Below are 14098 nucleotides of genomic sequence, written 5' to 3' on the forward strand. Positions count from 1 at the left end.
GATAGGAGATTGATTCAAATATATTTGGATTAAACTTCTTCTGTTACTTTCAATTCAACCGACAGACCCAGACCCTCAGCGATACGTGTTCCGTATTCTGAATCGGCTTTGTAGAAATGCTCGATTTGACGGCGTTTGATCTCATCAGATTCTACCGGCATCATCGAACCTACAATATTTGCGACCAAGCGAGCACGCTCATCCTCGCTTAACAGACGATAGAGATCTCCTGCCTGAGAGTAATGATCATTACTATCATAGGATACTTGTGCTGCTTCGCCTGTTACTTCAAACGGAGTTTGCTTCGCGCTCGGATCCTCGAATGGCCCGCCGAAGCTGTTTGGCTCGTAGTACATGGAACGGCCGCCGTTATCGCCTGTCGCCATGAAGCCGTCTCGCTGATGATGATGAACCGGACATTTTGGGCTGTTCACCGGCAGCTGGTTATGGTTCGCACCAACACGGTAGCGGTGTGCGTCACCGTAAGCAAACAGACGTCCTTGAAGCAATTTGTCAGGGGACGCTTCGATACCAGGTACAAATGAACCCGGAGTGAAGGTTGCCTGCTCTACTTCAGCAAAATAATTCTCTGGATTGCGGTTCAGCGTCATCGTTCCTACTTCAATCAGTGGATAGTCTTTTTGAGACCAAACTTTGGTCACATCAAACGCATCATAGCGATACGTATTCGCATCTTCAATCGGCATGATTTGAACATACAGCGTCCAAGAAGGGAAGTCCCCATTCTCAATGGCGTTGAACAAATCTTCTGTATGATAATCAGGATTCACGCCTGCAATTTGCTCTGCTGTAGCGTTATCCAGGTTTTTGATTCCTTGGTTCGTTTTGAAGTGATATTTAACCCATACCGCTTGACCTTCAGCATTCACCCATTTGAAGGTATGGCTTCCGAATCCATGCATATGTCTCCAGGTTGCAGGGATACCACGGTCAGACATCAGAATTGTGACTTGATGCAAAGCTTCAGGAGATAGCGACCAGAAATCCCAAACCGAGTTCGGATTTTTCAAGTGTGTACGCGGATCTCTCTTTTGTGTATGAATGAAATCCGGGAACTTGATCGCATCACGGATGAAGAATACAGGCGTGTTGTTACCAACAAGATCGTAGTTCCCTTCTTCTGTATAAAATTTGACAGCAAATCCGCGCGGATCGCGCTGAGTATCAGCTGCACCAAGCTCACCGGCTACAGTGGAGAAACGAATGAACATCTCTGTTTCTTTGCCTACGCCGTTGAACAATTTTGCTTTTGTATACTCTGACATATCATTCGTCACTTTAAATGTACCGAATGCGCCGCCGCCCTTGGCATGCACGACGCGCTCAGGAATGCGCTCACGGTTGAAATGAGCCAATTTTTCAAGCAAATGTACATCCTGAATCAAAGTTGGTCCGCGATGGCCTGCAGTCATTGAATTTTGGTTGTCTCCCACTGGAGCACCCCAGCTCGTCGTTAAACGTTGGTTTGTCATTTTGCTGCACCTCTCTAATCTTTGTCTATTTATATGTGTATTTAGATCTGATCTAAATTTATGTATAGATTGTAGCATGGCATCCGATCAGCTTGCATGAGGAACAAATGAACTTTTGAGAGCGTCACATGAACCTTATTTACATCAGATGAAGAACTGTGAAGATTATGGAAATTTCATGAATTCCCCAAAATAAAAAGAAGTCTTTAAATGAGCAGTCGATGAACTGTCATTTAAAGACTTCCTTCTAGTCCGCGAGCCGGTAGCCGACTCCTCTTACAGTAATGATATATTTAGGTGCCGCCGCTTGATCCCCAAGCTTCTTGCGCAGACTCTTGATATGGACATCCACAACATTGCTGCCTCCGGTAAAGTCCGTCTCCCATACTCTTGATAGCATTTCCTCGCGGGAAATGACAGAACCCTTCGCGTTCATGAGAATAAGCAGCAAATCATATTCGGTCTTGGTCAGATGAATCTGATTGTCCTGCTTATACACAAGCATGCGTTCTGTGTCTACTCTGAGGTCCTTGAAGACCAGGCAATCACTTCTGTTCGGATTCACTGCTTGGTTATTTCCAGATGTACCTCGGCTAATAATCCGCTGAACATGATACAGTGCCTCATGAGGACGTCCAGGCCATACAAGCAGCTCTTCCTGAAGCAGCTCCGGAGCTGCCCCTCGAATGAAGTTCTCACTAACCAAGAACAAGGTCTGCCCAGCGGTCGAATTCTTCAGCTTCAGCTGCAGATCCAGTGCATCCATCTCATCATATGACGTCACATCATAGATCAGAAGATCATGGGGAATGCTTCCGTACAAGTCTGGCTCAAGCCGGTGGAACATCATCACGTCAAAACAGCGGTCGGTCAGCAGCTTCACCAGATCATGAACTTGATTCAGCAGGGGACTTACGAGCAGTATACGCTTCGTTACTGCACAGAACGGCACCACAGGCTCCTCGGCTCGATTAAACATCTGAACGGCCTTGTCCTGTGAGATACGAATCGAAGCATAAGGATACTGATTAATGTTCGCTATTTCTGCTTGCTTTTGCATTCCGGACATACACCTCCAAATACAACATGTGCATGATCAATTTCATACCCTGTCTCTTGTGCTACCAATTCCGTCCAGCTCTCAGGTACATCTGTCATCACTTCGTCAACCTTACCGCACACTTCACAAATAATATGTTGATGGTCATCTGTTCTGGCATCGTATCTGCTGGCGGTTTCACCCAGCTTAAGCTCTTGTATCAACTCTTTCTCCACCAGATACCGAAGGGAATTGTATACCGTACCATATGCTAGATTATATCCTTCCTGGGACAGCATGGTCATCACTTCTGCTGCTGTAGGGTGATTATGTGATTTGCGGACGACATCATAAACAGCTTGACGCTGAGTCGTTAAATTTAATGTTTTAGCCATAAGATCATCAGATCTCCTTCTATATGAAAAGAACTTATTTTTAGATTAAGTATAAATCTAAAGTCATAGGCAGTCAATCCCTGTATAAATTCCAATGCATGGACTAAAAATAGGGTGAAAACCACCCGGCAAACGATAGCTTTTGTCTTTTTCCCAGATTGCTTTACCAAAAATTTATATAGGGAGGCATATACATGCTCAAGGCTGCAGGCGCTTTTATTGTCTTATCCGTGCTTACCATAGCGTTTGATATGGCTACTGATTTTTTCTTCGGCCACGGCTCGATTGACTCTGCCTTTAACTTTGATAATTACATTCTCCGCCCGGCGGAAATAAACACGCTGATGCTCGTAGGGTCTGTCGTCTTTCTATACTTTACCGGCAAGCCGATTGGAAAAGGCCTGTTTAAACTATTCACACTTATTAACAAGCCTTTACGCGATGGTGGTGCTCCTCCTCTGTCTTCGCTTATGAATCCAAGCGGCTACAAGCAGCAGGCTGGGAAAAAAGAACAGAAATAAAGGATGAACATAATAGAAGGCGAGAACACCGAACTCAATTTGAAAAATATAATTTCTCGCCATACTATAGGACCATATTAGAAAGATAAAGGCCACAGGAATGACCAGTTTACGGTAAGGGATATTGAAAATATCTGATGCACCGATCAGCACAGCTGTGAAATACAATGCGACTCTGTAGAAATTAGTAATAATCATTGTCATCACGACCAGAATGTCTACCCGCTGGATAAAGTCAGAGATCTGAATGGTACTAATTGTGGATAGAACGGGAAATGGTGATCCCTTCGCGATATTGAGCCCCAATGAAGCTACATTTAAAAACATCGTCTGAGTGATGAGCAAACCTCCGATGATAATAGAAATTACGCCGATATAACCGCCTTTCTCAGGTCTTCGCATATACGGCAGCAGCATCAAGAAGAGGATCATTTCGCCGAAAGGAACGATAAGGGTATCTGTCGTAATTGCCTCCCATAGGGGCCCGATCCCATCAGCAAGTATGGGGAGGATATAATCAACATGGACTGAACCCGAAGCAAACAGCAAGACATTAATAATCAAAACAATAGAGAAAATAAAAACCATTAATAATACAGCTGTGCGAGCCAATACCTCAAAGCCTAAATAGGTCACATATGCCACACAACAAACCATGAGTGTAGTAATGACGACAAGGGGTGTATTATTCAGCAAAACGATGTTTATGAGATTGGAGCCTTCCCGCAAATTACGGGAGCCAATGTACATAAAATAGATCACATACATTAAACCCACCGCAGCACCCGCATATTTACCAAGTAATTTCCGGCTGATCGCTGTCAGGGGAAGTGTAGGGAAATGTCTGGATATAGAGGTATAGAACCAGAACAATACAGCCCCAAGGATCATACCGATCAGCGAGGCCATCCATTCGTCCCTGCCTGCCGAAAAGCCTAGATTGATGACCGCAGCAACACCTATTTCAAACATAAGCATCAAGGAAATCATTTGCCCCGTACTGATCTGGTTTCTATTCATCTCTAATCCTCCCCTCCGCTGCTATATGGATTGGTACGTGTCAATGTGTTCATAATGACGGACTGTACGTCGACTTCCACTTCACTTTGCGAAAATTTCTCAGACCAGTCATCACTTTCTTCCCATTGCTTATATTCAGGAGAGCGGTTCTTCTCCAGCACATAGCCAAAACCAAGCACATCCGTACCCGCCTTCTGTGCTGCGGTTACAGCTGACATGACAATCTCCTTGGTCTTCTCACTCCAGGTTTTCTCATAGATCTCAATGACCTCCCCTTCATCCAGCTTCAGCGGACAAGTCACCTCATTAATCGTACCTTCCTGCTTCACATCAATATGAAAATGAGGTACCCCATCGATGACCGATGCTTTAATACTGGACTTATAGAAATAGGCTTCAATCCCGACAACTTCCGCGGGATCGATGTGGCAGGACAAATTAACCATTGACTTCATCGATCTATTCTTGATAATCGCAAGACCCAGCGGCTCATCACCTTCCATCCACCCTACCAGCTTGTCTCCCTTGAACATGGCCATGCCATCCAATTTCGTGTAAGCAGACACATAAGAGCTTTCGGTATTTTTTCTTTCTGTGCCCGCGCTTTTGTCTCCTTTAACCACCACACCACTGATTGTGGGGCCGCCACCCGGAACAATCATCCCCCGGATCGTTTCATCCACCTCTGACGAGAAGTTATGCGAATATTGCTTGGAGGCGAATCTGACCTTTTCCGCTATATTGTTGGCTGTAATTGGGCTTACTGGACTTGTAATGGCGAGCACGTCTTTGGCCTTTGAGCCTCTAGCAATAAGAATCTGCATGGTAATTCTCGTCTCGGGATCTCGCTCAATGAGATCTATAAATCGGCCAATGCCTACATCCCTGGCCAGATCTTCACTGATAATCACGACTTCAGCATGAGAACCTGACGATCGCCTCGGAATCTTCTGAGACATTTTGCTGACGACTTCCTGTAAGGTTCTTCCCTGATCCGAGAATACAAATGAGGGTGTGGAACCAATTTTCCGGCTACCCGATACCTCATTGGATACAACACCCTGAAATGAGAATTCGTATACTCCCTTAGCATTGCCACGGTCCATTGCAAAGCCGGAAAGAATCAAGCGATCCTTCAGCTCTACGGCATCCCAGCAGCTCGTGAGGATCATGGACACCAAGGTTAGTACAGTGATAAGCAGCAGCTTCCGCTTCATATCAAGATCCTTTCTGTTTGTTTTGTCTTGCACTTTCATTCTTATCATCCGTTTTATCCGCGGTAACAGGCCCATCCTCGGTTACGACGTTATACTCACCGCTCCGGCTGCCTGGTCTCTGCTTCATCAAGGAAACGGGAAGTCTGAGAACCGCGTCCTTCTGCTGCTTCAATACGAAGGGACTGAACGGGGTCATGTACGGAACACCAAAGGATCTCAGACTATTCATGTGAGCGAGCAGCGCGATCAGCCCCAGCATGATGCCGTACAAGCCAAACGTCGCAGCAAGTACGATAAACCCGAACCGAAATATACGTCCTGCGATCGCCATGGTATAGGTTGGAATCGCAAAGCTCGCGATGCCAGTAATGGCGATAACAATCGTGAGCAGGGGACTCACAATACCGGCTTCTACTGCCGCTTGTCCCAGTACAAGACCGCCGACGATATTTGCTGCCTGACCTACCACGCGCGGCATTCGAACCCCCGCTTCTCTCAGAAGCTCGAATATCGTCTCCAGAATAATCGCCTCCACGAAGGAGGGGAAGGGAATCGCTTCTCGCTGTGCTATAAGACTGTACAACAGTGCACTTGGAATCAGCTGATAATGGAAGGTCGTCATGGCGATATATAAGGACGGTCCCAGCAGCAAAATGATAAAGCTGATGATTCTTAGCAGACGAAGCAGTGTCGCAATATCGTTCCGATCCGAATAATCTGCTGCACTATGAAAAAAATGTATAAACACGGTAGGTACGATCAGGACAAATGGGCTCCCATCCACAACAAGGACGACCCTTCCTTCAAGCAAACGGACTGCGGTCGTGTCGGGCCGCTCTGTGCTGTATACGGTCGGGAACGGGGTTATTGCCTTATCCTGAATAAGCTCTTCTATATTGGTCGAGTCAAAGACCCCGTCAATTTGAATTTCATCCAGTCTCCGAAAGACCTCGGCCACGACATCTTCATCTGCAATCCCGTCCATATAAAGAACGGCCACACGTGTGTTGGACTTATAGCCGATCGTTTGATACGTCACTCGCAAATCCGGACTATGAATTCTTCTCCGCAGAAGGGAGACATTAATGGACAGTGTTTCAACGAACCCTTCCTTGGGTCCACGGACGACAGACTCCGTCTGCGATTCTGTAATCGCCCGGAATTCTCCGCCGGCTGTAACGATATGAAGCACATCTGTGCTGTCCTCGGTCAATACGAGCGTGTTCCCGAGCAGCAGCTTGTCCATCATATCTTCCCAGTCTTTGCAGTACTCCACGGTACCCAGACTGAATACTTTCTTCGTCAGTCCTTCCTTCAGAATGCTCTTGCTGTCTTTACCGTCTGTGATTTTATCCAGCTTGAATTCAGAATTCAGCAAGGAACGAATAATAAAGTCGTTAATTGTGTCTTCCTTTACCAAACTGCTGATGTATACGATAGCAATAGAAATACTGGGGCTCGTTCCTATTTCCAGCTTTCTAATTGTAATATCACTACTGTTCCCATTTTGGATTAGAATACCATCCAGCATCTGCTGAAGATTTCCGCTGAGCTCATCAAGCTTAGCCTGAGGTGCTTGTGAAGATTGAGACACGGGTGATCCAGAAGAAGCCTCGCTATTAGAGCTGTCAGAATTCTTGTCTGATTGGTCACTGCCGTTTGAGGCATATTCACTTCCTGCAGAAGCCACTTCCGGCTGCTGCTGATCCGATGACTCAGGAGCTTGATCTTGGCTGTAATCGCTATTTATATACTGAGCGGTACTTTGCTCCGTATTTTGGACTGGGTCCTCGCTCGTATCTTGTGCAGGTTGGTCACTGGACGATTTTGGCTTGAGCTTTTTTAAGTATTCACTGCGACGATGACGTTTCAAGCTGCTCCCCTCACTTCCAAAAAACGTATATACTGATTCTTACCATCCAGTATTTACTTTATGTATGGATTTATAAAACGACAAAAAAGCTTCCTGCATATTCAGGAAGCTTGTGCTTATATTCGCTGTGTTATTTATTGATTTATACTAACCTCTTATTTACGATCCGGAGAGAATTCCTTCAATCCGTTCCAGTACTTCCGCCTCTAATTCGATTCCAGAGGCCCCGATATTTTCTTTGACCTGCTCCGGACGGCTTGCACCCACGAGTGCACTGGATACATTCGGCTGACGCAGAATCCAGGCAAGGGCCAGCTGACCCACCTTAATATCCAGCTCGCCGGCAATGTCAATTAACTGCCGAACCTTCTCAATTCGCTCAGGGCTCATTTTCTTGTCATCCCATCCAAGCCTTGCAGCACGGCTGTCCTCTGGAATGCTGCCTGTATCGTTATATTTACCTGTCAACAGCCCTTGTGCCAGCGGAGAATAGACGACTTGTCCGATCCCCTTCTGCTCGCCAAGCGGAATAATCTCATCCTCAATATACCGCTCAAACATATTATAGATCGGCTGGTTCACGACGATCCGATCAAGCAAATACCGGTCTGCAAGACCCAGCGCGGCCTCCATCTGAGCTGCTGTCCACTGGCTGACTCCGACATACAGCACTTTGCCTTGACGAACCAGATCGTCCAGCGCTCTCAGTGTCTCAAGCAGTGGCGTTTCGGGATGGAACCGGTGGCAATAATAGATATCTACATAATCGGTGCCGAGCCTTCTAAGGCTTGCTTCGCACTGCTCCATAATGTGCTTCCGTGAAAGGCCTTGATCATTCGGACCCTCGCCCATCTTGCCGAATACCTTGGTAGCCAGCACATAGGATTCCCTTGCGTAATTCTTCAGTGTCTTGCCCAGCAGCTCTTCTGCTGCTCCGCGTTCATATACATTGGCTGTATCAAAGAAGTTGATCCCCGCATCATATGCAGTTTCAATGGAACGAACCGCATTCTCCTGCTCAACGTATCCTCCATACGTGAGCCAGCTTCCAAGACTGATCTCGCTGACCTTCACACCGCTGCCACCTAATCTCCGGTACTTCATGCGTGCCATTCCTCCCTTGAAAAATATGTATTTGTTTCCTTTTTAATATAAACCTTCGGCCTTAAAATGAAAAGGAACGCGACAATTCCTATAAGCATAAATAAATAACAAAAAATCCGGTACTCCAAGCGTACCGGATAACGGATTATGCATCTTTTATAACAAAAACGTTCCTATGACCAGCGATACTCCGATAATAATGGAGCGAAGCAATTGAGCCACTGCCATATTGCCTTTCTCAATCTCTTCACACACTTTGAACTTCGGCGTTATAAAATCAAATATAAGATATACAAGAATAAGTACAGCAATACCCACTACAGACCAGACAATCATATCTACCCATGAATGCGAGCTGAAGGAGACCATAGCCACAATAATACACAGACCCAGCAGCTTGCTGCCCATGTATACCCCGGCCGCTTCATTCCCGCCTCTAATTTCCTTCCCGTCGTCAAACCGGGTAACCTTGCTGAACAGGGTATATCCGACGAATAGGATAACCAGGATCAGGACAATCCCGATGGCCACATTCAGCAAATCAACTCCGAAATTCTCCATTTTCTATTGTTCCTCCTTCAAATATATAGGAAATGCAGCCGGACAATAATAAGCCATATCCCCTGTAATTCTGCCGCCTACGCGTGGAAGCAGCCCTGAATACTGGCCGCCAATAACATAAACTCCAGTCAATAAATATCCGGAAAAAGGGCCCTCTTCCGTATGTACCTGCACATCCTCCATCTGACAGCGCAGCTGATAGATAAGCGGCTGATTCCCGTAATAGTTCTGAATGTCCTCACGGCTGTCTTCCTCGCTCTGTCCCCATTCCGCCTCCGTCAATTGGCCTGCCTCATCAAACAGGGAAGTCCCCTTGCCCTCTCTTCCCCAATATCCTTTGGCAACATAAGCCTGACCTTGTTGAATAAACAGTGCGGGACTGTAATAGGTTGGCAGCAGATACTGCTGTATGGCCTCTAGCTGCTCACCCGTATACAGCGGTTCACCCAGCAGTTCGCTTGCCTCTTCGTGCCGTTCATATAGTGACCAGATTAGAGCCATGAAGCCTTTGCTCTGGGTGAGTATGCTTTGAGCCGGATTAATAAGACCTAGCTTCCCCTCTTTTACCAGCTCAAGCATCCATTCTCCAATTCTGTCCTCTGTATCCTCACCTTCGTCATTGACCAGATACTCTAATGGATACAGCCGATATAGCACCGATATGCGCTCACCCTTGGAATACAGCCCCTCACCTCGGACGATTTCCAGTTCAGATAGGGGAACATAGCAGGCTTCATACCCCATTTCTTGAACGATCTCCATCAGGTACTCGGTGTTGCGCCGATCCTCCACATGCCATTCATAGCAGGTGAATACAACGCGGCCGCCAAGTCCAATCGATTCATAATACTCAAGCAGCAGGCGAAAAGCCTGAGCAATATGCAGCCTCATCTTCACCGAAGTGGCCTGCAGACCGGAAGTATGACACTCGATCAGCTCCCGTGCCAGATAGGAGGCTTCAGGAATTCCAGTTGGAGTATCCGTATTATTCTCTATACACTTGATCCGCCCGCCAGGCTCCAGAATAAAATCCTGCCTGGATACCCCGTGTCCCGGGACCTCCATTCGCGCTGCAGGAATAAGGCTTGCAGGAACACCCAGCTGCTGCGAAAGAAAGGCATCCGGCAAATATCGCTGGGCAAAACGCAGTGTGCTCAGATAGATGCTGTCGATCATCTCCGAGGCATACATCAGCTGCTCGATTTCTTTTTCTGAATAACGTACTGCAGCAGGGAGACAATACTGTTTGCCGTACATCCGATGGTAGGGAATCTGTTCAGCTCTTTCCCCTGCAAAAATTCCATCATGCGGCTTATCAAATGGCAAAATTCGATTCATGTGATCTATCCCCCAGAGCTGAAAAATCCGCCGCTGCCAAAGCCCTTGGAGCTGGAACTCGAACTTGATTTATAGGTAGCAGAGGATTTGCCTGAAGATGAGCTTGATCCGCTGCTGCCTCCATAGTAATAAGCTCCGCCGCCGCTCGACCCGCTGTTATCATCACAATATCCATCATTATTATAATCGTAGCAGTCATCCGATTGATTACCGCAGCCTGCCAGCGCTACAGGAAGGGTGAGGAGAAGAGAGAAGGTCACCATCTTCTGCGCGTTAATTTTCTTAGGGGCTTTGGGCTTCTGAGCTGCATCGGGCTTATTCGTTCTAAGCCTAATGTCTTCTGTCTGTCCGTTCATCTTAGAATTCACCTCGCTTCAAATACAGCACAACCTTGGACCGATCGGTGTCAAATACGGTGTACACACTCTCATAGGTTTCATCACGGTGAACTAGATAATGATCCAGCAGGAGCCGTGCAATATCCATTGTCGAGGACAGAGGGATATTCAGCTCGAACGACTGGAAGGAACGCCCCTTCCACAATACATATTCACAAGCGATACTGCCTGACGATACTTGATAAGCATCGAATGCGGCTTCATACAGTGCTTTGCCATAACTGTATTCGTCCGGATTGAATTTCTTCGCGTAGATGAAATGTCGATGTCCATCTTCAGATTCGTTAGCCGTATGCTCATACAACTCGCCGCGAATGATCGTTGCATTCACCAGCTTGCGGACAAACAGCTCTTCTTGAGACACATGAAGCTGAGTGAGCGGTTCAATCACTTTCTTATCCGACTCAGACCAGTGCTCATAAATTACCGGTACATGCATGTTGTCATCTTTCCCCCATCTTGAGTCTTCTCTTGCCTTGCAGATCAGGCCTCTTGTTTATGCTTAATTTTAAACGTACGAACAGGGGAAGAGGTTACAAAAATTTTCAAAATTTCCTTTAACACCATTTATAAGGATAAGGATCTATGCAAAATTCGGATTGAGAAATCCGAATTGAATGATCACGGATGAAGGTACACTCTTTCCAGCTCACTTGCAGGCAGAGGACGGCTGAAGTAATAGCCTTGAACCTCTCTGCAATTATGCTGGCTGAGAATCTCCAGCTGATCCTTCGTTTCAATCCCTTCCGCAATGACATTCAAATTCAAATGATGCGCCATGTCAATGATGCTGGCAACAATCGCTTTATCACTATCATTGTGAGCAATATCCTGAATAAAGGAACGATCGATCTTGAGCTTGTTGATGGGCAGTTTTTTTAAGTAGCTTAGCGAGCTGTATCCGGTTCCAAAGTCATCCAGACTTATTCTGATGCCCAGATTCGCCAGCTCCTTGAGCACGGTGCTGGACACCTCCGGATTCATCATCAGACTTTCGGTAATTTCGAGCTCCAAGTACTTGGCCTCAAGCCCAGTCTGCTCAATAACATCCTTGATTTGCTGTGTCAGGCTCGAATGATAGAACTGATGAGATGACAGGTTGACGGCTACTGAAATCAGCGGCGCCCCTGATTCATGCCATGACTGCATTTGGCGGCATGCTTCGTACAATACCCTTGACTCCAGCTCCATGATTAATCCGGTATCCTCTGCCACAGGTACGAACATGCCGGGAGGCAGTATGCCCTTTGTCGGATGATTCCACCTTACCAAGGCTTCAACCCCGATAATGGATTCGTCATCAGCCCTTATTTGAGGCTGATAATGCAGTAAGAACTCGCCGCGCTCCAATGCTCTGCGCAAGTCAGCTTCCAGCTCGACCCGCTGCTCCACCTGGGCGTTCAGCTCACAGGAGAAGAATTGGTAGCCGTTCTTGCCATTCTTCTTCACCTCGTACATCGCCGTATCGGCATTCTTCATAAGCTGGATCGCGTCCTTCCCATGGCTGGGAAACACCGTAATTCCGATGCTGGTAGAGACGTAATAGTTATTCCCCTTCATATCATAAGGCTCACTGATTACCGCCATTAACCGTTCAGCCAGCTCCGAAGCATCTGACTCCTCGTTATAGTCGAGCAATAATATGGAGAACTCGTCTCCGCCGATGCGTCCTACCACCACACTCTTGTCCATGGTATGATGGACAATCCTCTTGCTCATCTCCTTCAGAAGGAGATCCCCGTACAAGTGCCCCAGTGAATCATTGATAATCTTAAACCGATCCAGATCCATCACCATGAGCACAAACGGCTGTGTCTCACTATTCTCCCTGTCAATGAGATCCGCAAGCACATTATTAATCAATCGTCGATTAGGCAATCCGGTCAGATCATCGTGAAAAGCTAAAAATTGATTTCTTTCCTTCACTTGCTTCTCAAAGGTAACATCCCTGACGATAATGTAATGGCCTGTAACCTTCCCCTCAATAATGATGGGTACATGCACCATGTTAAGATCAACACGGGTGCCCGCCCGGTTATAGATGACCGATTCATAGCTGAGCTTCTCTCCTGCTACAGATTTCTTATACATATCACGGACTCTCTCCCGCTCACTTGGGTCAAAAATCGGAAGAATCTCTTCAATATGCCGGTTCTTCAGCTCTTCTTCTCTTACCCCCGTGATTCGCTCGACAGCAGGATTAAATCCGATGATGTAATGACTCAAATTGACCGAGATTACCCCATCCTGATTGTTATCATATAGGGACTTATACCATCGTTCCTGCTCTCGCCTCTCCTTCTCCTGATTAGAAAATCTTCGTGACACATATAGCCCGATCATAGAGAGACCCAGTGTAAGTAAGGCTCCGCCGGCAATAAGATAACCAAGCCATGTTTGATCCAGCTGAACCCCGGACCGGTTCAAATGAATATGATTCATATCGTACTCGGTTCCCAGCATGCCGATATAGTGCATCCCTGAAATTGCAGCCCCCATGAAGAGTGCACCACCGAGTTTTTTCAAGTACCAGCTCTTCGAGTACTTTGTATTCTTGACAAAATAAAACGAGAACCACAATGCAGCAACCGATGCCAGAAAAGCAACGAGAACAGATAAGACAACAAAAATCCAGTTGTAATAGTGGTCTACAGCCATGGCCTCCATCCCCAAGTAATGCATAGAGGAGATCCCTGCTGCAATGATGCTCGCTCCTAGATATAATCGCGTTCTGGTCAATGATCCATATGCTACAAGGTACAAGGTGACAAAGGAAGCTCCGATCCCGACCACAACAGAAGCCAGAATAAGTGTTAAATCATACGTAACGGTCAGGTGAGTAGAACCGGCCATCGTGCCGACAAAATGCATAGACCACACACCCAGTCCCAAGACAACGGCTCCGTACACAAGCCAGGCTCGGTTTGCCCCCTTCGAACTGCTAAGGGCTCCCGCCAAAGTTAATACGTTGTAGGATGAGACTACAGCGATCAGATATGAGAATAGAACCAGCAATTGGTCAACCGAATGTTCAGTGTATTCCATGAAACTCCCTCTTTCATTTGTCATACGCACCAATGAATAATATATCGTCCAATAAAAAGCAAAAAGTAACATCACGAGTCACCATTTGGTTAAC

Annotated in this window: 13 protein-coding genes; 1 reads left to right on the top strand and 12 read right to left on the bottom strand. The window is 46.6% G+C overall.

Translation table 11 applies throughout. The features are described 5' to 3' along the window. Positions 1–29 precede the first annotated feature (29 nt). The 3 genes from ACFSVM_RS23005 to ACFSVM_RS23015 all read right to left on the bottom strand — a co-directional run bounded on the left by ACFSVM_RS23005 (position 30) and on the right by ACFSVM_RS23015 (position 2927). Positions 30–1493: a catalase gene (locus ACFSVM_RS23005; protein ID WP_076314432.1), complete on the bottom strand. Its 1464-nt coding sequence runs from the start codon at positions 1491–1493 to the stop codon at positions 30–32. 247 nt (positions 1494–1740) lie between these two features. Then, positions 1741–2553 carry a response regulator transcription factor gene (locus ACFSVM_RS23010; RefSeq protein ID WP_076314431.1) on the bottom strand — a complete coding sequence of 271 codons (813 nt, stop codon included), beginning with the start codon at positions 2551–2553 and terminating at the stop codon, positions 1741–1743. Continuing rightward, positions 2532–2927 (bottom strand): Fur family transcriptional regulator, encoded by a 396-nt coding sequence (locus ACFSVM_RS23015; RefSeq protein ID WP_047912458.1) that lies wholly within the window; start codon positions 2925–2927, stop codon positions 2532–2534. The genes ACFSVM_RS23010 and ACFSVM_RS23015 overlap by 22 nt, the downstream gene beginning before the upstream one ends. 194 nt (positions 2928–3121) lie before the next feature. Between ACFSVM_RS23015 and ACFSVM_RS23020 the strand changes: the two genes are divergently transcribed. Then, a complete protein-coding gene (locus tag ACFSVM_RS23020; protein WP_090724741.1) occupies positions 3122–3448 on the top strand; it encodes a hypothetical protein in 327 nt (108 codons plus the stop codon). Here the strand turns inward: ACFSVM_RS23020 and ACFSVM_RS23025 are convergent. The 9 genes from ACFSVM_RS23025 to ACFSVM_RS23065 all read right to left on the bottom strand — a co-directional run bounded on the left by ACFSVM_RS23025 (position 3362) and on the right by ACFSVM_RS23065 (position 14004). Next, a complete protein-coding gene (locus ACFSVM_RS23025) occupies positions 3362–4468 on the bottom strand; it encodes a GerAB/ArcD/ProY family transporter (protein ID WP_379264807.1) in 1107 nt (368 codons plus the stop codon). The genes ACFSVM_RS23020 and ACFSVM_RS23025 overlap by 87 nt on opposite strands. A 2-nt stretch (positions 4469–4470) precedes the next feature. Further along, the gene (locus ACFSVM_RS23030; RefSeq protein WP_379264809.1) at positions 4471–5724 is read right to left on the bottom strand and encodes a Ger(x)C family spore germination protein; all 1254 of its coding nucleotides are present in this window, start codon (positions 5722–5724) and stop codon (positions 4471–4473) included. Further along, positions 5687–7558, bottom strand: a complete 1872-nt coding sequence (locus ACFSVM_RS23035) for a spore germination protein (protein WP_076314428.1) — start codon at positions 7556–7558, stop codon at positions 5687–5689. Before ACFSVM_RS23035 ends, ACFSVM_RS23030 begins: the two co-directional genes overlap by 38 nt. Positions 7559–7717: 159 nt before the next feature. Beyond that, a complete protein-coding gene (locus ACFSVM_RS23040) occupies positions 7718–8662 on the bottom strand; it encodes an aldo/keto reductase family protein (protein ID WP_090724747.1) in 945 nt (314 codons plus the stop codon). A gap of 156 nt (positions 8663–8818) precedes the next feature. Next, positions 8819–9223 (bottom strand): DUF350 domain-containing protein, encoded by a 405-nt coding sequence (locus ACFSVM_RS23045; RefSeq protein WP_090724749.1) that lies wholly within the window; start codon positions 9221–9223, stop codon positions 8819–8821. A 3-nt stretch (positions 9224–9226) separates the two neighbouring features. After that, entirely contained in the window at positions 9227–10561 is a 1335-nt protein-coding gene (locus ACFSVM_RS23050) for a glutathionylspermidine synthase family protein (protein ID WP_379264812.1), read from the bottom strand. Positions 10562–10566: 5 nt separating this feature from the next. Continuing rightward, positions 10567–10917, bottom strand: coding sequence for a hypothetical protein (locus tag ACFSVM_RS23055; RefSeq protein WP_256209725.1), 351 nt, complete (start codon positions 10915–10917; stop codon positions 10567–10569). A gap of 1 nt (position 10918) precedes the next feature. Further along, positions 10919–11398: a hypothetical protein gene (locus tag ACFSVM_RS23060; protein WP_076314424.1), complete on the bottom strand. Its 480-nt coding sequence runs from the start codon at positions 11396–11398 to the stop codon at positions 10919–10921. Between the two features lie 182 nt (positions 11399–11580). Further along, entirely contained in the window at positions 11581–14004 is a 2424-nt protein-coding gene (locus tag ACFSVM_RS23065; protein ID WP_379264816.1) for an EAL domain-containing protein, read from the bottom strand. Between the last annotated feature and the right edge of the window lie 94 nt (positions 14005–14098).

The organism is Paenibacillus shunpengii (genome assembly GCF_042684905.1).
In the GTDB taxonomy this organism is placed as follows: Bacteria; Bacillota; Bacilli; order Paenibacillales; family Paenibacillaceae; genus Paenibacillus; species Paenibacillus shunpengii.